24 protein-coding genes are annotated in these 19,084 nt (G+C 74.7%); 11 read left to right on the top strand and 13 right to left on the bottom strand.

All coding sequences use genetic code 11. The features are described 5' to 3' along the window. Window positions 1–6: 6 nt before the first annotated feature. From PSR1_RS12725 to trpA, 6 genes are read left to right on the top strand one after another with little or no spacing between them, the layout of a single operon-like run. Entirely contained in the window at window positions 7–621 is a 615-nt protein-coding gene (locus PSR1_RS12725; protein WP_059437937.1) for an aminodeoxychorismate/anthranilate synthase component II, read from the top strand. Then, on the top strand, window positions 618–1,640 hold the full coding sequence (gene trpD / locus PSR1_RS12730) for an anthranilate phosphoribosyltransferase (RefSeq protein WP_059437916.1): 1,023 nt from the start codon (window positions 618–620) through the stop codon (window positions 1,638–1,640). Before PSR1_RS12725 ends, trpD begins: the two co-directional genes overlap by 4 nt. After that, on the top strand, window positions 1,637–2,419 hold the full coding sequence (trpC, locus tag PSR1_RS12735; RefSeq protein WP_059437917.1) for an indole-3-glycerol phosphate synthase TrpC: 783 nt from the start codon (window positions 1,637–1,639) through the stop codon (window positions 2,417–2,419). The genes trpD and trpC overlap by 4 nt, the downstream gene beginning before the upstream one ends. Further along, window positions 2,419–3,042 carry a phosphoribosylanthranilate isomerase gene (locus tag PSR1_RS12740; RefSeq protein ID WP_059437938.1) on the top strand — a complete coding sequence of 208 codons (624 nt, stop codon included), beginning with the start codon at window positions 2,419–2,421 and terminating at the stop codon, window positions 3,040–3,042. Before trpC ends, PSR1_RS12740 begins: the two co-directional genes overlap by 1 nt. Next, the gene (trpB, locus tag PSR1_RS12745; RefSeq protein WP_059437918.1) at window positions 3,039–4,328 is read left to right on the top strand and encodes a tryptophan synthase subunit beta; all 1,290 of its coding nucleotides are present in this window, start codon (window positions 3,039–3,041) and stop codon (window positions 4,326–4,328) included. The genes PSR1_RS12740 and trpB overlap by 4 nt, the downstream gene beginning before the upstream one ends. Then, complete coding sequence (gene trpA / locus PSR1_RS12750) at window positions 4,325–5,179, top strand: tryptophan synthase subunit alpha (RefSeq protein ID WP_059437919.1); 855 nt, start codon at window positions 4,325–4,327, stop codon at window positions 5,177–5,179. Before trpB ends, trpA begins: the two co-directional genes overlap by 4 nt. 7 nt (window positions 5,180–5,186) lie before the next feature. Here trpA and PSR1_RS12755 read toward each other — a convergent pair whose 3' ends face one another. Next, window positions 5,187–5,498: a hypothetical protein gene (locus PSR1_RS12755; RefSeq protein ID WP_370539096.1), complete on the bottom strand. Its 312-nt coding sequence runs from the start codon at window positions 5,496–5,498 to the stop codon at window positions 5,187–5,189. A 73-nt stretch (window positions 5,499–5,571) separates the two neighbouring features. Beyond that, entirely contained in the window at window positions 5,572–6,585 is a 1,014-nt protein-coding gene (gene aroF, locus PSR1_RS12760) for a 3-deoxy-7-phosphoheptulonate synthase (RefSeq protein WP_059437921.1), read from the bottom strand. 247 nt (window positions 6,586–6,832) lie between these two features. Here aroF and PSR1_RS12765 point away from each other — a divergent pair, with 247 nt between their 5' ends. Both PSR1_RS12765 and PSR1_RS12770 read left to right on the top strand, forming a co-directional pair. Continuing rightward, window positions 6,833–7,693, top strand: coding sequence for a triacylglycerol lipase (locus PSR1_RS12765; protein WP_059437922.1), 861 nt, complete (start codon window positions 6,833–6,835; stop codon window positions 7,691–7,693). Between the two features lie 44 nt (window positions 7,694–7,737). Further along, window positions 7,738–8,181, top strand: coding sequence for a hypothetical protein (locus PSR1_RS12770; protein WP_059437923.1), 444 nt, complete (start codon window positions 7,738–7,740; stop codon window positions 8,179–8,181). Window positions 8,182–8,334: 153 nt separating this feature from the next. Here PSR1_RS12770 and PSR1_RS12775 read toward each other — a convergent pair whose 3' ends face one another. From PSR1_RS12775 to PSR1_RS12795, 5 genes are all read right to left on the bottom strand, one after another. Then, entirely contained in the window at window positions 8,335–8,595 is a 261-nt protein-coding gene (locus PSR1_RS12775; RefSeq protein WP_059437924.1) for a hypothetical protein, read from the bottom strand. Then, window positions 8,592–8,801, bottom strand: a complete 210-nt coding sequence (locus PSR1_RS12780; protein WP_059437925.1) for a hypothetical protein — start codon at window positions 8,799–8,801, stop codon at window positions 8,592–8,594. Before PSR1_RS12780 ends, PSR1_RS12775 begins: the two co-directional genes overlap by 4 nt. Before the next feature lie 166 nt (window positions 8,802–8,967). After that, on the bottom strand, window positions 8,968–9,462 hold the full coding sequence (locus PSR1_RS12785) for a hypothetical protein (RefSeq protein WP_059437939.1): 495 nt from the start codon (window positions 9,460–9,462) through the stop codon (window positions 8,968–8,970). A gap of 85 nt (window positions 9,463–9,547) precedes the next feature. Beyond that, window positions 9,548–9,889 carry a hypothetical protein gene (locus PSR1_RS12790; protein ID WP_059437926.1) on the bottom strand — a complete coding sequence of 114 codons (342 nt, stop codon included), beginning with the start codon at window positions 9,887–9,889 and terminating at the stop codon, window positions 9,548–9,550. Then, window positions 9,886–10,776 carry a DUF4279 domain-containing protein gene (locus PSR1_RS12795; protein ID WP_059437927.1) on the bottom strand — a complete coding sequence of 297 codons (891 nt, stop codon included), beginning with the start codon at window positions 10,774–10,776 and terminating at the stop codon, window positions 9,886–9,888. The genes PSR1_RS12790 and PSR1_RS12795 overlap by 4 nt, the downstream gene beginning before the upstream one ends. A gap of 175 nt (window positions 10,777–10,951) precedes the next feature. Between PSR1_RS12795 and PSR1_RS12800 the strand changes: the two genes are divergently transcribed. Then, entirely contained in the window at window positions 10,952–11,848 is an 897-nt protein-coding gene (locus tag PSR1_RS12800) for a hypothetical protein (RefSeq protein ID WP_059437928.1), read from the top strand. Between the two features lie 310 nt (window positions 11,849–12,158). Here PSR1_RS12800 and fsa read toward each other — a convergent pair whose 3' ends face one another. Continuing rightward, the gene (gene fsa / locus PSR1_RS12805) at window positions 12,159–12,812 is read right to left on the bottom strand and encodes a fructose-6-phosphate aldolase (protein ID WP_059437929.1); all 654 of its coding nucleotides are present in this window, start codon (window positions 12,810–12,812) and stop codon (window positions 12,159–12,161) included. Window positions 12,813–12,898: 86 nt separating this feature from the next. Here fsa and PSR1_RS12810 point away from each other — a divergent pair, with 86 nt between their 5' ends. Both PSR1_RS12810 and PSR1_RS12815 read left to right on the top strand, forming a co-directional pair. Then, on the top strand, window positions 12,899–13,948 hold the full coding sequence (locus PSR1_RS12810) for an SIS domain-containing protein (RefSeq protein ID WP_059437930.1): 1,050 nt from the start codon (window positions 12,899–12,901) through the stop codon (window positions 13,946–13,948). A gap of 7 nt (window positions 13,949–13,955) precedes the next feature. Continuing rightward, window positions 13,956–14,663, top strand: a complete 708-nt coding sequence (locus PSR1_RS12815; RefSeq protein WP_059437931.1) for a class II aldolase/adducin family protein — start codon at window positions 13,956–13,958, stop codon at window positions 14,661–14,663. 7 nt (window positions 14,664–14,670) lie between these two features. Here PSR1_RS12815 and folK read toward each other — a convergent pair whose 3' ends face one another. Genes folK through lysA form a run of 5 tightly spaced genes read right to left on the bottom strand, consistent with a single transcriptional unit; the run spans window position 14,671 to window position 18,975 of the window. After that, window positions 14,671–15,159 carry a 2-amino-4-hydroxy-6-hydroxymethyldihydropteridine diphosphokinase gene (folK, locus tag PSR1_RS12820; protein ID WP_059437932.1) on the bottom strand — a complete coding sequence of 163 codons (489 nt, stop codon included), beginning with the start codon at window positions 15,157–15,159 and terminating at the stop codon, window positions 14,671–14,673. Window positions 15,160–15,187: 28 nt separating this feature from the next. After that, on the bottom strand, window positions 15,188–15,940 hold the full coding sequence (locus tag PSR1_RS12825) for a fumarylacetoacetate hydrolase family protein (protein ID WP_059437933.1): 753 nt from the start codon (window positions 15,938–15,940) through the stop codon (window positions 15,188–15,190). Then, window positions 15,937–16,749, bottom strand: coding sequence for a 4-hydroxy-tetrahydrodipicolinate reductase (gene dapB / locus PSR1_RS12830; protein ID WP_059437934.1), 813 nt, complete (start codon window positions 16,747–16,749; stop codon window positions 15,937–15,939). Before dapB ends, PSR1_RS12825 begins: the two co-directional genes overlap by 4 nt. Window positions 16,750–16,765: 16 nt before the next feature. After that, entirely contained in the window at window positions 16,766–17,653 is an 888-nt protein-coding gene (gene dapA / locus PSR1_RS12835) for a 4-hydroxy-tetrahydrodipicolinate synthase (protein ID WP_059437935.1), read from the bottom strand. Between the two features lie 38 nt (window positions 17,654–17,691). Beyond that, window positions 17,692–18,975 carry a diaminopimelate decarboxylase gene (lysA, locus tag PSR1_RS12840; protein ID WP_059437936.1) on the bottom strand — a complete coding sequence of 428 codons (1,284 nt, stop codon included), beginning with the start codon at window positions 18,973–18,975 and terminating at the stop codon, window positions 17,692–17,694. Between the last annotated feature and the right edge of the window lie 109 nt (window positions 18,976–19,084).

A 19,084-nucleotide genomic window follows, 5' to 3' on the forward strand; every position in this document is an offset into this window, starting at 1 on the left:
GAGGCGATGAGCGGCGCGCGCCCGGTCCGGCTGCTGCTGGTGGACAACTACGACAGCTTCACCTTCAACCTCGTGCAGTACCTGGGCGAGCTGGGCGCCGAGGTCGAGGTGTTCCGCAACGACGAGATCGACGTGCCCGGCATCCGCGCGCGCCGGCCCGACGCGCTGGTGCTCTCGCCGGGCCCGTGCACGCCGGACCAGGCCGGGGTGACGCTGGAGGTGCTCCGGACGCTCTCCGGCGCGCTGCCCATCCTCGGCGTGTGCCTCGGGCACCAGGCCATCGGCCAGGCGTTCGGGGGCAAGGTGGTGCGGAACGTCCGCATCGTGCACGGCAAGGCGAGCCCGGTGCACCACCGCGGCGAGGGGCTCTACGCCGGGCTGCCCGCGCCGTTCCAGGCCGGCCGCTACCACTCGCTGGTGGTGGAGCGCGAGAGCCTGCCGGACGCGCTCGAGATCACCTCGTGGACCGAGGAGGGAGAGATCATGGGCCTGCGCCACCGGGCGCTGGACGTGGAGGGCGTGCAGTTCCACCCGGAGTCGATCCTGACGCTGGACGGGAAGCGCCTCCTCGGGAACTGGCTCGCGCACGTCGCGCCGCGCGGAGAGGAGGTCCGGCCGTGATCCAGCACGCCATCGCGAAGCTCCTGGAGGGCGAGGACCTCACCCGCGCCGAGGCGGCCCAGGTGATGACCGAGATCGCCGACGGCGGCGCCACCCCGGCGCAGTCGGGCGCGTTCCTGGCCGCGCTGCGCATGAAGGGCGAGACGGTGGAGGAGATCGCCGGCGCCGCCGACGTGATGCGCCAGCGGGCGGACCGGGTGCGGGTCGGCCGCGACGTGTTCATCGACACCTGCGGCACCGGCGGCGACGGGCGCAAGGGCCAGCACACGTTCAACATCTCCACCACCGCCGCGTTCGTGGCGGCCGGCGCCGGGGTGTGCGTGGCGAAGCACGGCAACCGCGCCGTGTCGTCGCGCTCCGGCTCCGCCGACGTGCTCGCCGCGCTCGGCGTGAACGTGGACGCGGACAAGGAGACGGTGGAGCGCTGCATCGAGGAGGTCGGCATCGGCTTCCTGTTCGCGGTGCGGCTCCACCCCGCGTTCAAGGCCATCGCCGGCGTCCGCCGCGAGCTGGGCGTGCGCACCATCTTCAACCTGCTCGGCCCGCTCGCGAACCCGGCCGGCGCGCGCCACCAGGTGCTGGGCGTGTTCGAGCCGCGGTGGGTGCCGGTGCTGGGCGGCGTGCTGGCGACGCTCGGCGCGGCGCACGCGTTCGTGGTCCACGGCGAGGGGCTGGACGAGATCGCCGTGACCGGCATGACCCACGTCTGCGAGGTGAAGGACGGCCAGGTGGAGCGCTACACGCTCCGCCCGGAGGACCTGGGGCTGCCGCGGCGCGACGCCGCCGAGATCGCCGGCGGGGACGCGGCGACGAACGCCCGCATCGTCACCGACGTGCTGGAGGGGCAGGCGGGCGGGCCGCGCGACGCGGTGCTGGCGAACGCCGCCGCCGCGCTGGTCTGCGCGGGCGCCGCCACCGACCTGCGCGACGGCGTGGCGCGCGCCGCCCGGTCCATCGACTCGGGCGCCGCCCGCGAGAAGCTGCGGCAGCTGGTGGCCGCCACCACGGTGCCGGCGTGACCGTCCTCGACGGCATCCTGGCCCGCAAGGTGGACGAGGTGGCCGCCCGCCGCGCGGTCCTGCCCGACGCGGAGCTGGCCGCCCGCGCCGCCGCCGCCCCGCCGCCCCGCGGCTTCGAGGCGGCGCTCTCGCCGCGCGGCGGCCCGCTGCGCGTCATCGCCGAGGTGAAGCGCGCCAGCCCGTCCGCCGGCGCCATCCGCGCCGGCCTCGACGCGGTGGCCCAGGCGCGCCGCTACGCCGCGGCCGGGGCCGCCGCCATCTCGGTGCTCACCGACGGGCCCGGCTTCGGCGGCTCGCTCGAGGACCTGGTGGCGGTGCGCGCCGCGGTGGACGTGCCGCTGCTCCGCAAGGACTTCGTGGTGGACCGCTACCAGCTCCTCGAGGCGCGCGCCGCCGGCGCCGACGCGGCGCTGCTCATCGTGGCCGGGCTCGCCCAGGACGTCCTGCGGCGGCTGCTCGAGGCCTGCGGCGAGCTGGGGCTCGCGGCGCTGGTCGAGGTCCACGACGACCGCGAGGCGGAGCGCGCGCTCGCCGCCGGGGCGCGCATCGTGGGCGTCAACAACCGCAACCTGCACACCTTCCACGTGGACCTGGCCGTCTCCGAGCGCATCCTGCCCACGCTGCCCGCGTCGGTGAAGGGCGTGGCGGAGAGCGGCGTGCGCACGCCGGAGGACGCGGCCCGGCTGCGCCGCGCCGGGGCCGCGAACCTGCTGGTGGGCGAGGCGCTGGTGCGCGCCGAGGATCCGGCCGCGCTGCTGCGCGCGCTCGGCGAGGCGTGATGGCGCTCCCGCCGAAGGTGAAGATCTGCGGGGTGACCCGGCTCGAGGACGCGCTCGAGGCGGCCCGGCTCGGCGCGGACGCGATCGGCTTCAACTTCTGGCCGCGCTCGAAGCGCTACCTGCCGCCCGCCGAGGCCCGCGCGCTGGTGGCCCGGCTCCCGCCGTTCGTGACGGCGGTGGGCGTGTTCGTGGACCCCTCGCGCGAGGCGCTGCTCGCCGCGGTGGCGGCCTCCGGGGTGCAGGTGGCGCAGCTCCACGGCGACGAGCCGCCGGAGCTGCTCGAGGGGCTGCCGTTCCCCGTCCTGAAGGCGATCCGCGTGGGCGGGCCGGAGGCGCTCGACCAGCTCGCGCGCTACCCGACCGCGGCCGGGTTCCTGCTCGACTCCGCCTCGCCGGGCTACGGCGGCAGCGGGATCGCGTTCGACTGGGCGCTCGCGGCGCGCGCGGCGGAGCGGACCGCGGTCGTGCTGGCCGGCGGGCTCACCCCGGCCAACGTGGCCGACGCGGTGCGCGCGGTGCGGCCCTGGGCGGTGGACGTGGCGAGCGGCGTCGAGTCGGCGCCGGGCGTGAAGGATCGGCAGCTCATGGCGCGGTTCGTCCGCGCGGCGAAGGAGACGATGTGAAGACGGCAGCCCTCCCCGACGAGCGGGGGCGCTTCGGCGCCTTCGGCGGGCGCTTCGTGCCCGAGACGCTGGTGCCGGCGCTGGACGAGCTGGAGCAGGCCTGGCGCGAGGCGCGGGCCGACCCGGCCTTCCAGGCGGAGCTGGACGAGCTGCTCCGGCGCTACGCCGGGCGCGAGACGCCGGTGTCCGAGGCCCCGCGCATGAGCGCCGACGTGGGCGGGTGCCGCGTGCTCCTGAAGCGCGAGGACCTGTGCCACACCGGCTCGCACAAGCTCAACAACACGCTCGGCCAGATCCTGCTCGCCCGCCGCATGGGCAAGAAGCGCATCATCGCCGAGACCGGCGCCGGCCAGCACGGCGTCGCGACCGCCACCGCCGCGGCGCTGTTCGGCCTGCCCTGCGAGGTGTACCAGGGCGCGGTGGACGTGGAGCGGCAGGCGCTCAACGTCTTCCGGATGCAGCTGCTCGGCGCGCGCGTCATCCCCGTGACGGCCGGCTCGGCCACGCTCAAGGACGCGATGAACGAGGCGCTGCGCGACTGGGTCACCAACGTCCGCGACACGCACTACATCATCGGCTCGGTGGCCGGACCGCACCCCTACCCGGCCATGGTCCGCACGTTCCAGTCGGTGATCGGGCGCGAGGCGCGCCGGCAGGTGCTGGAGCTGGCGGGCCGCCTGCCCGACGCGGTGGTCGCCTGCGTGGGCGGCGGCTCCAACGCCATGGGCATCTTCTCCGCGTTCGTGGACGACGCGCACGTGGACCTGGTCGCCGCGGAGGCCGCCGGCCTCGGGCTCTCGACCGCGAAGCACGGCGCGTCGCTCGCGAAGGGCACGCCCGGCGTGCTGCACGGCTCGCGGAGCTACGTGCTGCAGGACGGGCACGGGCAGATCCAGGAGGCGCACTCCATCAGCGCCGGCCTCGACTACCCGGGCGTCGGGCCGGAGCTCGCGTACCTGAAGGACCAGGGCCGGCTCACGCTGCTGCCGCAGACCGACGCCGAGGCGCTGGACGCGTTCCAGTACCTCGCGCGCATGGAGGGGATCATCCCCGCGCTGGAGAGCGCGCACGCGATCTCCGCCGCGCGCAAGGTGGCCCGCGACGCCGGGCCGGGGGGGCTGGTGCTGGTGAACGTCTCCGGTCGCGGCGACAAGGACGTGGAGCAGGTGCGGAAGATGCTCGAGGCGGCGCCGCCGCCGCGGCGCACCCGGGCCCGCGCGGCCCGCCCGGCGACGAAGGCGAAGGCGCGGCCGCGCGCCGCCGCCCGGAAGGGAGGCCGCCGGTGAACCCGCGCACCGCCCGCAAGCCCCGCCCCGCCCCGCCGGCCGCGGCCGAGCGTCCCGACCGCATCACCGCCGCCTTCGAGCGCTGCCGCGCCGAGCACCGGGCCGCGCTCGTCACCTACGTGATGGGCGGCGACCCCGACCTCGCCACCGCGCGGGCCATGGCGCTCGCCTGCGTGGAGGGCGGCGCCGACCTCGTCGAGCTGGGCGTCCCGTTCTCCGACCCCATCGCCGACGGCCCCACCATCCAGGCCGCAGCCCAGCGCGCGCTCGGCGCCGGCACCACGCTCGAGGACGTGCTCGGGATCGCCGCGGCGGTCCGCGCGCGCTCGCAGGTCCCGATCGCGCTCATGGGCTACCTCAACCCCATGCTGGCGGGCGGGGTCGAGGCGCTCGTGCGCGGCTGCGCCGACGCCGGGGTGGACGCGCTCATCATCCCGGACCTGCTGCCCGAGGAGGCCGAGGTGCTCGCCCCGGCGGCGGCCGAGGCGGGCGTGAAGCTCGTGTACCTGCTCGCGCCCACGTCGAACCCGGCGCGGGTCGAGGCCGCGGCCCGGGCCGCCACCGGCTTCCTCTACTTCGTGTCGGTGACCGGCGTGACCGGGGCGCGGCACGCGGTGGCGGAGGAGATCGCGCCGCTCGTGGCGGCGGTGCGCGCGAGGACCGAGCTGCCGGTGGTCATCGGCTTCGGGGTGTCCACGCCGGAGCAGGCGCGTGCGCTCGGCCCGCTCGCGGACGGCGTGGTGGTCGGGAGCGCGATCGTGAAGCGGATCGCCGAGGGCCGCTCGCGGCGCGCCCGCGCCGAGCGGGTGAAGCGCTTCGTGCGATCGCTCGGCCGCGCCCTGCGGCGCTGAGGCGACGCTAGGCCAGCCCGCCGGCCGGGTGGATGACGTGCACCGCGCCGTCCGCCCGGCGCATGTGCGGGTGGGAGATCCAGTGGCACCGCGGGCAGAAGCTCGCGGCGTGGCCCCGCTCGCCGAGGCGCACCTCCAGGTCGCCGTCGCACAGCAGGCAGCCGCCCGGCAGGACGATGTCGCGGCGCTCCCCGGCGCCGGCTGCTTCCATGGGCTCGCGCTCGGCCTTCATGAGGATCAGGTAACGCTTCCTGCGCGCATGGCAAGCGGCCGCGTCCCGGGCGAGCGCCGGACGGCCCGCGCGGACGGCCAGGAGCATGCTCGCTTCGGGTGCGTCAGCCGCGGTGGGGGCAGGCCGGTGGGCCGGCCGGGCGCCCCTCCGCGGAGGCGCGCTACACCCCGCGGCCCACCGCGCCGGCGATCACCCGCACCTGGCGCATGAGCTCGTCGAACTCGGCCGGCGTGAGCGACTGCTGGCCGTCGGAGAGCGCCTTCTCCGGCCGCGGGTGGACCTCGACGATGATGCCGTCCGCGCCGGCGGCGATGCCGGCGCGCGCCATGGCGGGCACGTGGGCGCGCAGGCCGATGCCGTGCGACGGGTCCACGATCACCGGCAGGTGCGTGAGCGCCTTCAGGATCGGGACCGCGTTCAGGTCGAGCGTGTTGCGGGTCATGGTCTCGAAGGTGCGGATGCCGCGCTCGCAGAGCGCCACCTGGTAGTTGCCCTCGGAGACCACGTACTCCGCCGCCATCAGCCACTCCTTGATGGTGGCGGAGGGGCCGCGCTTCAGCAGGATGGGCCGGCGCACGCGCCCGAGCTGCCGGAGCAGCGAGTAGTTCTGCATGTTGCGGGCGCCGATCTGCAGCACGTCGGCGTAGTCCGCCACCATGGCGAGGTGCTCGACGTCCATCACCTCGGTCACGACCTTGAGGCCGGTCTCCTCGCGGGCGGCCGCGAGCAGCTTCAGGCCCTCCTCGCCGAGCCCCTGGAACTCGTAGGGGCTGGTGCGCGGCTTGAAGGCGCCGCCGCGCAGGAACCGGGCGCCGGAGGCCTTCACCGCCTGCGCCGCCTCGAGCAGCTGGCCGCGCGACTCGACCGAGCACGGCCCGGCCATCACCGCCAGGTCCTTGCCGCCGAGCGGCACGCCGCCGACGTCGATGACCGTGTCCTCCTCCTTCACCTCGCGGGACACGAGCTTGAACGGCTGCGACACCCGGATCGCGTCGGCCACGCCCGGCAGCGTGGTGAACAGCTCGGGCTCGAGGCCGCCCTTGTTGCCGGTGATGCCGACGGCCACGCGCTGCGCGCCGGGGATCGGGTGGGCGGTGAGGCCGAGGCTGCGGATCTTCTCGATCACCGCGTCGATCTCCGGCTGGCCGGCGTGGGGCTTCATGACGACGAGCATGGGGTCCGCCTCCGGGGACCCCGGTTGTACTGCGGGGGACCAGGGGGGACAAGGACGGGGACGGCCGTCCCGCCGCCCGGTGTCACGTCCCCGGCGCGAGGGGCGGCGCTTCACGGTGCGTCCGTCCGACATCGCCGCCAGCCCTCGCGCGGCGCTGCGCGTGCCGGGGTCAGGGGACGTCAAGCCCCGCCGACGGGCGCTGCCCGCCGCGCGCACGCTCGCTAGATTGGCGATCGGAGGCGCGACCATGCGGGTGGCGCGGTGGGTCCGGCAGGCGGCGCGGGTGGTCGAGGAGCTGGCGGCGGCGTACGACGGGAGCGTCCGGCGGCGCCCGGTGGAGCGGCGGACCGACTTCTCCCGCTGCGAGCACCCGGTGCTGCTGCTCCACGGGTTCTTCAGCTCGCGGCGCACCTGCGCCGTGCTCGAGCGCCGGCTGCGCCGCGACGGGATGGGCGTGTTCACGCTCGACCTCGGCGGCCTCGGCGGCACGCTCAACACCCGCGGCATCGACGACCTCGCCGACCTGGTGCGCGCCAAGATCGAGCGGCTGTACGCGCGCCACCCGGCGCTCGGCCCCCTCACCATCGTCGGCCACTCCAAGGGCGGCCTCATCGCCGCGTATTACGTGAAGAAGCTGGGCGGCTGGCGCCGCACGCGCGCGGTGGTGACGCTCGGGACGCCGCACCACGGCACGCCCGTCGCGCTGCTCGGCCTGCCCGTCGGCTTCCTGGCGCGCTCGCTCTGGCAGCTCTTCCCCGGCAGCGCCTTCCTGCGCCGGCTCCACGACGGCCCGTGGCCGGGACAGGTGCGGCTCGTGTCGATCTGGTCGCGCGAGGACGGCGCGTCGCCGTACCCGTCGGCGGTGCTCGAGACGCACGGGCTGCCGCACCTCGCGAACGTCGAGGTGCAGGCGCACCACGCCGCGTTCCTCACCAGCAAGCGCGTCTACCAGGCGCTGCTGCACGAGATCCTGACCGCCATCGAGGCGGCGCCCGCCCGGCGCGGCCCGCTGACCGCCATGGAGGGCGGGCGCGTCGCGCCGGCGCCCGCCAAGGCCGCCGGGCCGGCCCAGGCGCGGCCCGGCGCGGCGGGCACCGACGCCGCCTGACCGGCGGGGTCGCCGCGAGGTCCCGGTCCGGCTATCCTGCCGCCGTGCGCGATCGGCGGTGGGACTTCCTGTACGACCGGCAGAAGCAGCCGGTGAAGGCGTACCTCCTCGAGCGGTTCGCCGAGGAGCTGGCGCGCGAGCTCACGGCGTGGCCGCCGCCGGAGCTCCAGTGGGAGAGCGAGGCGGAGCGCGCGCGCTGGCGCCACGGCGCGGCGGAGCGGCCCCGCGACGACGTCGTGCGCCTCGCGCTCGAGCTGGCGCGGCTCGACCTCGTCCGCGAGTACGAGGAGGTCGAGCGCCGGCGCGAGCGGGAGGCGCACCGGCTGCAGACGCCGGCCGAGCACGCGGCGCTCCACCTGCTCGTGCGCCTGATCACCGAGGCGTGCCTGGAGCTGAAGGAGCGCGCCGAGGGCGCGCACCTCACCCGCGCCGACCTCTCCGGCGTGCCGGACCTGATCGAGCGAAGGCTCTTCCGCGTGACGCTCTAGCGGCCGGGCAGCACGGTCTCTCAGCGGATGATGAGCCCGTCGAACCACGAGCGACGGATCAGCGGATTCCGCTCGTGGTGAGCCTGTCGAACCACGAGCGTTGGCTCAGTGGAGCTCCGCTCGTGGTGAGCTTGTCGAACCACGAGCGTGGGCTCAGCGGCGCCGCGCCCTGGGCGCCAGCGCGCCGTGCGGCCGCTCGCCCGGCCGGCGGAAGCTCGGCGGGTTCACCACCCAGAGGACGAAGACGAACAGCGCCACCAGGGCCGCCGCCACGAAGACCGCGAACACCCACGGGAGGATCCCGTCCGCGGCAGGGTGCGGCTGGTAGACCGGCCCCTGCGCCGCGGCGGCGAACGCCAGCACGAGCGCGGTGAGCGCGAGCACGTGGCCCGCGGTGCGAGCGAGCGGGTTCACGGCCCCGGCCCCCTCGCCCCCGGGGTCCGCCGCGGCCGGGAGAAGAACATCCGAAACAGCGCCACGACGACGATCGCCGCCACCAGCATCCAAAGCCACCCGTACCCGCTGCGCGGCGCGGGCGCGGCGTCCCCGCCCGCCTGCGCCAGCGCGGCGAGCGGCAGGAGCGCGGTCGTGAGGCCGGTGAAGATGCGAGCGAGCGGCATGGATCCCCCGAGCGCCTCCCGACGAGGCGCACCAGGAAGATGCGGACCGCGCGTGGCCGGGGGAAGCGGCGCGGGGAGCGCGGTGCGGCGTCGGCCGTGCCGATCGGACGCCCGCTCGCTTCGCGTTCAGGGTCGTGCGCGCAGGCCGCGCCCGGCTCGCCGGAACCTACCGGCGCCACCACCGGAACGCGGTGCCGTCGAAGTAGACGTGGAAGGCGTCGCAGTCGCCGGCAGAGAGGGCGATCCCCTTGCCACCGCGGTCGGCGGCGCTCCGGAGGTACGCGGCGGTCTTGCGCACGGCCTCGCAGGACGCGTCCGACGCGCCATCGCAGCCGAGCGCGGCCAGGTCGATTCCGGGCTCCTCGAGCGCGATCGTCGCCTCGCCGGGCGCGCCGCACAGCCCCGAGGCGCGGGCCGGATCGTGGGCGAACTCCAGGACCCACGCGCGGGCGTCCTTCCCTCCGGCGCCATCCACGATGCCCACGCTGGACGCGTTCCCCGAGGAGCCCACGAACACGTGATCGGCGCGCCCGTCGAAGGTGACGTCGGCGACGAGCGGGGGTGTCCGCCACTGTACGGTGGGTGATTGCGCTCGGATCGCCCTCTCCGATTCGCCTCCACGTGTCGCAGGCGCTTCGGCCAGCGCCGGCGCGCCGATCATCAGTACGGCTCCGAGGCCAAGGGCAGTCGCGAGGTGGCGTGTGTGCCTGATCATCTAGGTGGTGCCTCCATGAAGCGGCCGCTCCTCACGCCCCGGGCCGAGGGGGCGGATCGAGCAACCTCAGCCGCTCCGAGTTCATGACGTAGCCCTTCCCGGAGTCCGTCGAGACGCGAAAGCAGCGGAAATCCTTCCCGTACGCCTCGCCGCGAATCTGGAGCGCCGTTCCGGGCGGCAGCTCGGCGACGACCCCGCGCACCGCGGGCCCGCTGATGCGAGGGTCGTTCGGGCCACTGCTCAGCGATTCGAGGCAGTCGGTCTCGGTCGCATAGAGATATGCGGAGTCATCGACGACCACGGCGCGCCGCCGATCGCATCCCAGCGCGAAGGCCACGCAGGCGATGACGGGCCATGTCCAGCGCCTGGTCACGGGGCGCGCTCCGCGGGCGGGGCCGGATCGCTCACGTCGCGCTTCAGCTCCATCGACGGGACCTTGGCCAGGAGCGCCTCGTACTCGGCAGGCCCGAGGTCGAGGAACGCGTCCTGCTCGTGCGCGATGGTCCCGAGGATGGTGGTCCCGTCGTCCCGCCGGAAGCAGAGGTCCCCGGGGAGCGCGGGCTGGACCCAGTCGAAGAGGCTCTCGGCGGCGCTCGAGAGCACGTCGACGACGGCGTCACCGACCGGAACGCGCCAGAGCGTCGCCTGCGAGTCGGTCAGCTTCGTCCCCGGCCACTCCGATGCCCGTTCCGACCGGGCGCCCAGCCGCTCCAGCTCCGCCAGGATCCGCTGGCCACGCTCGTCGAGACCCAGCCCGTCGCGCACGACGAGCAGCGCCTCGCCGGAGAAGGTGGCCAGCACCCGGAGCAGCGCGCGATAGGCGGCCCCTCGCGCCTCGCCGCGTGCCGAGCAGGTGAACCGCCTGTCGGTCGTGCCCGGGAAGTACACGTCGATGCGCTCTCCCAGCGCGGCCAGCCTCGCGAGCGTCGTCGAGTCGACCGAGAACCCCCCGTAGCGGCCCTCCGGCTCCCACCAGATCGACAGCGTCGCCACGGCCGAGAACCGCGCCACGGCTTCACGCCACCGCCCCTCTCGTCCCGACACGAGACCGAGGAGCTCCCGCGCGGCCGTGCCGACGTCGTCGCCCTCGACCTCGAGCGCCCACGAACCGCGGATCCGCGGCACCGGGAATCGGCGACCGGCCGGCAAGTCGCCCTTGCGAAAGGATCGAGTGGGCGGGAGCCCCACGATCGCGGTCACGACGTCCGGCTCGAGGTTCTCCGAGGACATTCCCAGCGACACGTTCGTCCGATCGTGCATCTCGTCACTCCAGCCGCCGAAGCGTCGCGGGATCGTTCCAGTAGAGGCCGGCGCGAATCCAGACCCAGAGTAACGCGTTTCGGCCGGTGCGTCCGTGGATCAGCCCACCGAAGCGCGCGCCCTGCTGTGTCTTCGCGCCTCTACGTACGGCACGCAACCTGCCTCTTCCCGACAGGTGACCGCCCCACGCCAGGTTCTGCCGCACTCCACGTACCTCATCACTCGGCGCTGCGCGCAGCGGCAGTTCCTGCTGCGACCATCCGAGTCCACGAACCGCATCGTGCTGTACGTCCTCGCCGTCGCGGCGCGCCGGTACGGGATCCTCGTCCACGCGTTCTGCGTCCTGTCCAACCACCTCCACTTCGTCGTCACCGACCCCGGCGCGCGACTCCCGGCCTTCCAGCAGTACCTCGACGCGCTCGTCGCTCGGGCCGTCAACGCGTCGCTCGGCCGCTGGGAGTCCTTTTGGGCGCCGAGCAGCTACAGCGCCGTCCGGCTCGTCTCGCCGGCAGACATGCTCGACAAGGCCGCTTACGTGCTGGCCAACCCGGTCGCGGCAGGCCTGGTGCGCACGGCTTCCGAGTGGCCTGGACTCTGGTCGGCGCCCCACCAGATCGGCGACGCCACGACCGTCGTTCGCCGGCCCAAGCACTTCTTCGCCGAGAAGGGCTCGATGCCGGAGTCCGTCGACTTCGAGCTGGTCCCGCCCCCTGGCTTCGACTCGCCCGAGGCGTTCCGCGAGCAGCTCGTCGAGTCGCTGGCGACGCGGGAGCGCGAGGCGGTGCGGGCTCAGAAAGAGAAGGGTCTCGGCTTCATGGGCGCGCGGAAGGTGCTCGCGCAGAAGCCCACCGGGCGGCCCGCACCAGGCGAGCCGCGGCGGATGCTCAGTCCGCGGATCGCCAGCAGGGACAGGTGGAAGCGTATCGAGGCGCTCGGAAGGCTCGTCGGATTCCTGAAGGACTACCGGATGGCCCTGCGCTCCTGGAAGGACGGGATGCGCGCCGCGGTCTTCCCGGCCGGAACGTATTGGATGCGCGTCGGACACGACGTCGCGTGCGCCGCCGCTCCGTAGATCACGCCCTGCTCGGCTGATCCTGACCGGCACAACTTGGAGCCGCGTGCGCCTCACCGCGCGATGCTGGCCGGGTGCGTCCGCGTCGCCTTCTGGGCGCGCACGTCACGCGCGCCCCTTGCCAGAGTTTGACGGATCCCGTTCCCCGGCGCCCACTTTCGGGATGCGCTCAGGCTTGAATCCGACGGAATCGCTCGCGAGGCCGCAGCGTCAGCGCTGCGCCCGGCCAATTACTCTGGGTCGGGGTCCTCAGTGGACCTCGACCCGGATCCCGTAGCGAGCGCCACGTCCCGGGGCGCGCTCGCGCCCGCTACTTCGACGCCTTCGGCACCTTCTCCCAGTCGGCCAGGAACTTCTTCAGGCCGGCGTCGGTGAGCGGGTGCTTCGCGAGCTGCTCGATCACCGAGTACGGGATGGTCGCCACGTCGGCGCCGAGCTTGGCGGCCTCGAGGACGTGCACCGGGTGGCGCACGCTCGCGACCAGCACCTGGGTCTTGAACCCGTAGTTCCGGTAGATCTGGACGATGTCGCCCACCATCGCCATGCCGTCCTGCGAGATGTCGTCGAGGCGGCCGACGAACGGCGAGATGTACGTGGCGCCCGCCTTGGCGGCGAGGAGCGCCTGCACCGGCGAGAAGCACAGGGTGACGTTCACCTTGGTGCCCTCGTCGGTGAGCGTCTTCACCGCGCGCAGGCCCTCGACGATGAGCGGGACCTTGATGACCACCTGCTCGCCGAACTTGGCGTAGTGGCGCCCCTCGCGCAGCATCCCCTCGTAGTCGGTGGCGGTGACCTCGGCCGAGATCGGGCCGGGGACGAGCTGGACGATCTCCTTCAGCACGTCCTCGAAGCCGCGGCCGGTCTTGGCGACGAGCGAGGGGTTGGTGGTCACGCCGTCGCACAGGCCGAGGGCCAGGGCCTTCTTGATCTCGCCGACGTCCGCAGTATCGATGAAGAATTTCATGGTCTTCCTCCAGGGGGCCGGCGTCACATAGCGCACCCGCGCGCCCTGCCGCAAGCGCCGCGGAAGTGCTATATCGGCGGCCGACCATGGCCTCCAGCCGCAGCAGCAGCCGGGCCCGGGTGGTGAAGCTCCCCGCACGCCGTCCGCGGGCGAGCGCTTCCCCGCGCCCCCGCACCCAGGATCTCGTCGCCTACGGCCGCACCGTCGTGGGCGCCGAGGCGCGCGCCATCGGCGCGGTGCCCCTCGACGACGCCTTCGCCACCGCGGTCCGCTGGATCCTGGCCTGCAAGGGCCGGGTGGTGGTGACCGGGATGGGCAAGCCGGGCTTCGTGGCCCAGAAGATCTCGGCCACGCTGGCCTCCACCGGCACCCCTTCGCTCTACGTCCACCCGGCCGAGGCCGCGCACGGCGACCTGGGCCGGATCGCGCGCGAGGACCTGGTCTTCGCGCTCTCGAACTCGGGCGAGACCGAGGAGATCCTCCGGCTGCTCCCGTCGCTGAAGAAGATCGGCGCGAAGATCGTCGCCATCACCGCCGACCGGTCCAACCGGCTGGCGCGGGCGGCGGACCTGGTGATCGCCATCGGGAACGTCGAGGAGGCCTGCCCCATGGGGCTCGCCCCGACCGCCTCCACCGCGGTGCTGCTGGCGGTGGGCGACGCGCTCTCGATGACGGTGCTCGCGAACCGGCCCTTCGACCGCGAGGAGTACGCGCTGTTCCACCCGGGCGGCAAGCTCGGGCGCGGCCTGATGAAGGTCCACGAGCTGATGCGCGGCGAGACCTCGAACCCGGTGGTCCGCGAGGACGCGCCGCTCGCCGCCGCGGTGGCGGTCATGACCGAGACGCCCGGCCGCCCCGGCGCGACCTCGGTGGTCGCCGCCGACGGCACGCTGGTGGGCATCTTCACCGATGGTGACCTGCGCCGGCTGGTGGAGCGCGGCGAGACCGACTTCGCCCGCCCGGTCAGCTCGGCCATGTGCCGCGGGCCGAAGACGGTGCGGCCGGACGCGCTGGTGGTGGACGCGGCGCGGGTGCTGCGCCAGGCGCGCATCGACCAGGTGCCGGTGGTGGACGCCGACGGGCGCCCGGTGGGCCTGCTCGACGTGCAGGACCTCCTCGCCGCCAAGATCCTCTGAGGCCGCCGTGGCCCGCGCCCCCCGCCCGCGCGCCGTCCCGCCCCGCCCCGCGCCCCGCGCGCGGACCGCGCCCCGGGAGCGCGCCCTGGTCACGGCGGTGGTGGAGACGTGTCACCGGCTCGCCGCGCTCGACCTCATCGGCGCGGGCGAGGGCAACGTCTCGGTGCGGCTCGGGCCGGACGCGTTCCTGGTCACCGCCTCGGGCGTGAACAAGGGGCTGCTCCGGCCCGGGCACGTGCTGCGCATCGACGGCGCCGGCACGGTGACCCGCGGCGCGGGCCGCCCCTCCACCGAGCTGCGCATGCACCTCGCCGCCTACGCGGCGCGCCCGGACGTGGAGGCGATCGTCCACGCCCACCCCATCACCGCGGTGGCGCTCACCGTCGCCGGCGTGCCGCCGCCGAACGACCTCGTGCCCGAGGCCGCGGTGACGCTGGGCGAGATCGCGCTCGCGCCGTTCGCGACGCCGGGGACGGGCGAGGTGCCCGCCTCGCTCGCGCCCTACCTGGCGCGGCACGACGTGCTGCTGCTCGAGCGCCACGGCGCGCTCGCGCTGGGCCGGACGCTCCCCGAGGCGCTCGACCGGATGGAGACGCTGGAGCGGGTGGCGCGGATCGCGCTCGCCGCGCGCCTCGCGGGGCGCTGCACCCCGCTGCCGGCGGACGCGGTGGACCGGGTGCTCGTCGCGGCCGGCAGGCCGGCGCGGAGGCGCTAGCCGCGATTCACAGCGGGTACAGGCCGGCCACCACCAGCGGCGCGCCCGGCGCGCGCGCCAGCAGCGCGGCCACGGTGCGGCCCAGCCCAGGGACCACCAGGTCCGGCGCCAGCTCGGCGAACGGCTCGAGCACGAAGCGGCGCGCCGCGATCCCGGGGTGCGGGACGGTGAGCGCCGGCGTCCGCACCACGCGATCCCCCTGGACGAGCAGGTCGAGGTCGAGCGTGCGCGGCCCCCAGCGCAGGCCGCGGCGGCGGCCGGCGGCGCGCTCGGCGGACGCGAGGACCGCGTGCAGCGCCTCCGGCGTGAGCCCGGCCTCCAGCTCCAGGACGGCGTTCAGGTACCGGGGCTGCGGCGGGCCCATCGGCGGCGTGTCGAACACGTGCGAGGCCCGCAGCACCGCGAGGCGGGGCGAGGCGCGCAGCACGCGGGCGGCGAGGGCCAGGTTCGCCCAGCGATCGCCGAGGTTGCTGCCGACGCCCACGTACGCGCGCACGATGCGCCCTTCCCCCCGGCCGCGCCGCTCAGGTCACCGGGTTCCGCAGCACGCCGATGCCCGGCACCTCCACCTCCACCCAGTCGCCGCGCCGGATGGGCCCGACGCCCTCGGGCGTGCCGGTGGCGACGACGTCGCCGGGGAGCAGCGTCATCACGCCGGAGATGAACGCCACCAGCGCGAACACGTCGAACGCCATGTCGCGGGTGTAGCCGCGCTGCCGCTCGGTGCCGTTCACCCGGCACGCCACCGACGCGTCGAGCGGGTCGAACGCGGTCTCCACCACCGGGCCGATCGGGCAGAAGGTGTCGAAGCCCTTGGCGCGCGTGAACTGCTTCTCCTCGCGCTGGATGTCGCGGGCGGTGACGTCGTTCAGGCAGGTGTAGCCGAAGACCGCGCCCCGCGCCTCGGCGGGGCTGGCGCCGGTGAGCGTCCGGCCCATCACCACGCCGAGCTCGCCCTCGTGGTGGACCTCGCGCGACTGCTCCGGGCAGCGGATGGCGTCCTGCGGCCCGATCACCGAGGTGGAGGGCTTGAGGAAGATGAGCGGGGTGGTGGGCACCTCGTTGCCGAGCTCGCGGGCGTGCGCCACGTAGTTGCGACCGACGCACACGATCTTCGACGGCTCCACCGGCGCGAGCAGCGTCGCCTCGGCGAGCGGCACCGCCGGCCCCTCCGGCAGCCCGCCGGCCCACGGCGCGGCGGTGAGCGGGCGCAGGACCTCGCCCTCCACCAGCGCGTAGCGGTCCACGCCGGCGCGGCGAAACCGGCAGACCCTCACTTCGCGCCCCGCAGGCCGAGCACGTCGGCCATGTCGTAGACGCCCGGCGCCTTGCCGGGCAGCCAGGCCGCGGCGCGCGCCGCGCCCCGGGCGAACTGCTCGCGGCTGGTGGCGCGGTGGGTGATCTCCACCCGCTCGCCCTCGCCGCAGAAGAACACGGTGTGCTCGCCCACCACGTCGCCGCCGCGGAGCGTCTGGATCCCGATCTGCCACGGCGGGCGCTCGCCCAGGATGCCGTGGCGGCTGTACGCGAGCGCGTCGGCGGGCGCGCGCCCGAGCGCCTGGGCCGCCACCTCGCCCAGCGCCACCGCGGTGCCGGAGGGCGCGTCGCGCTTGTGCTTGTGGTGGATCTCGACGATCTCGACGTCGTAGGCGTCGCCGAGGACCCGGGCGGCCTGGCGCACCAGCTCGAACACCACGTTCACGCCCACGCTCATGTTGGGCGAGAGCACCACCGGCACCTTGCGCGCCGCCTCGGCCACCTTCGCCTTCGCGTCGGGCGTGAAGCCGGTCGAGCCGATGACGAGCGCCACGCCGGCCGCGGCGCACGCCTGCGCGTGGCGCACCGAGGCCTCGTGGCTGGTGAAGTCGATCACCACGTCGGCGCCGGGCAGCGCCTTCGCGAGGTCGTCCACCACCGCGACGCCCAGCGGCTCGCCGCCCGCGAGCGTCCCCGCGTCCTTGCCGATCGCCGGGCTCCCGGCGCGCTCCACCGCGCCCGACACCGCCAGGCCGGGCGTCGCCCGCACCAGCCGGACGATCTGCGTGCCCATCCGCCCCGCGGCCCCGGTCACCACCACCTTGGTCATGTCGGTCACCCTTGGCTCAGGCGAGCTTCAGCCCGAAGCGCACCATCGCGTCGCGCACCTTGGCGAGGCTCGCCTCCGACACCGGCGCGAGCGGCAGGCGCAGCTCGCCGCCCGCCCGGCCGAGCAGCGCCACCGCGGCCTTCACCGGGCCGGGGTTGGTCTCGACGAACATCATCCGGTTCAGCTCGGCCATGGCCGCCTGCTTCGCGAGCGCGCCGGCGAGGTCGCCCGAGCGCGCCGCCACCACCAGCTCCTTCATCGCGCGCGGCGCGATGTTCGCGATCACCGAGATGACGCCGTGGCCGCCGCAGGCGATGTAGGGGAGCACCGTGAAGTCGTCGCCGGAGAGGTAGGCGATCGCGTCCTTGCCGACCTTCTCCACGAGCTGGACCTGCCGGTCCATGTTCGCCGTCGCCTCCTTGATGCCGGCGATGGCGCCCGCCTTCGCGAGCCGCGCCACGGTCTCGGGGAGCAGGTCCACCGAGGTGCGCGACGGCACGTTGTAGGCGACCACCGGGAAGCGCGTCGCCTCCCAGATCGCCTGGTAGTGCCGGAACAGCCCCTCCTGCGTGGGCTTGTTGTAGTAGGGGGTCACCACCAGCGCGGCGTCCGCGCCGAGCGACCTCGCCAGCTTCACCGACTCGATCGCCTCGTGCGTCGCGTTGGAGCCGGCGCCGGCGATGACCAGCGCCCGGCCGCGCACCGTCTCGACGACGGTCCGGATGACGTCCGCCCGCTCGGCGACCGTGAGCGTCACGCCCTCGCCGGTGGTGCCGCACGGCACGATGCCGTCCGTCCCCTCGGCGAGCTGCCACTCGGTCAGCTCGCGGAGGGCGCGCAGGTCCACCGCGCCGTCCTTCATCGGCGTGACGATGGCCACCATCGAACCTTCGAGTCGGCGCATGACGTTCTCCCGGCGGGGGGAAGGTGCTGGATCGTAGCTCATCGCCGCGGGGCGCGGAACCGCTCGGCCTCGGGCTCGGGGGTCTCCCCGCGGACGAGGTCGGCGTAGGTCTCGCGCCGGCGCGCCAGCCGGGCGCCGTCCCCGTCCACCAGGACCTCGGCCGCGCGCGGGCGGGAGTTGTAGTTGGACGACATGGCGAACCCGTAGGCGCCCGCCGAGCGGACCACCAGCAGGTCGCCCCGGACCGGCCGCGGCATGCGCCGCTTGCGCGCCAGGAAGTCGGAGGACTCGCAGACCGGGCCCACCACGTCGCAGACGATCTCGTCCGCGTCCTTGCGCGGCGCGCCGGCGGCCTCGATCTCGTGGTGCGCGTCGTAGTAGCTCGGCCGCACCAGGTCGTTCATGGCCGCGTCCACCACCACGAACACCTTGCGGCCGCTCTCCTTGACGTGGAGCACGCGGGTGACGAGCACGCCGGCGTTCCCCACCAGCACGCGCCCCGGCTCGAGCATCACCTCGCCGTCGAAGCGCGAGAGCGCCTTCTTGATGGCCCGGCCGTACTCGTCGGGGTGCGGCGGCTCCTCGTCGGCGTAGGTGATGCCGAGGCCGCCGCCCACGTCCACGTGGCCGAGCCGGATGCCCTGCTTGCCGAGGTCCTTCACCAGCGCGAGCACGCGGGCGATGGCGTCGAGGAACGGGCGCACCGACGTGATCTGCGAGCCGATGTGGCAGGCGACGCCGCGGAGCTCGAGCGCCGGGTCCTGCGCGGCGAGCGCGTAGAGCCGGCGCGCCTCCTCCACCGACACGCCGAACTTGTTCTCGCTCAGGCCGGTGGAGATGTACGGGTGCGTCTTCGGGTCCACGTCCGGGTTCACCCGGAGCGCGACCGGCGCGCGGACGCCCATGCGCCGCGCCACGATGGAGACCCGCGCCAGCTCCGGCGCGCTCTCCACGTTCAGCACCTTCACCCCGGACTCGAGCGCGAACGCGATCTCGTCGTCGCGCTTGCCCACCCCGCTGAACACCACCTTGCCCGGGTGGCCGCCGGCCTTGAGCACGCGGTACAGCTCGCCGCCGGAGACGATGTCGAACCCCGAGCCGAGGCGCGCGAACAGCGACAGCACCGCCAGGTTGGAGTTCGCCTTCACCGCGTAGCAGACCAGGTGGTCGAGCCCGGCGAGCGAGCGGTGCAGCACCTTCCAGTGCCGGGTGAGCGTGGCGGTCGAGTAGACGTAGAGCGGCGTCCCGTAGGCCTCGGCCAGCTGCTCCACCGGGACGGCCTCGGCGTGCAGGACGCCGCGCTTGCGCTGGAAGTGGTTCATGGGGTCCCCGCCGGCGCGGCCGGTGCGGCCGGCGCCGGGGCGTCGGCCGGGGTGGAGGGCGGCGCAGGGGCGGGCTGCGAGGGCTGCGCGGCGGGCGCGGCCACCGGGT

Source organism: Anaeromyxobacter sp. PSR-1 (assembly GCF_000964525.1).
In the GTDB taxonomy this organism is placed as follows: domain Bacteria; phylum Myxococcota; class Myxococcia; order Myxococcales; family Anaeromyxobacteraceae; genus Anaeromyxobacter.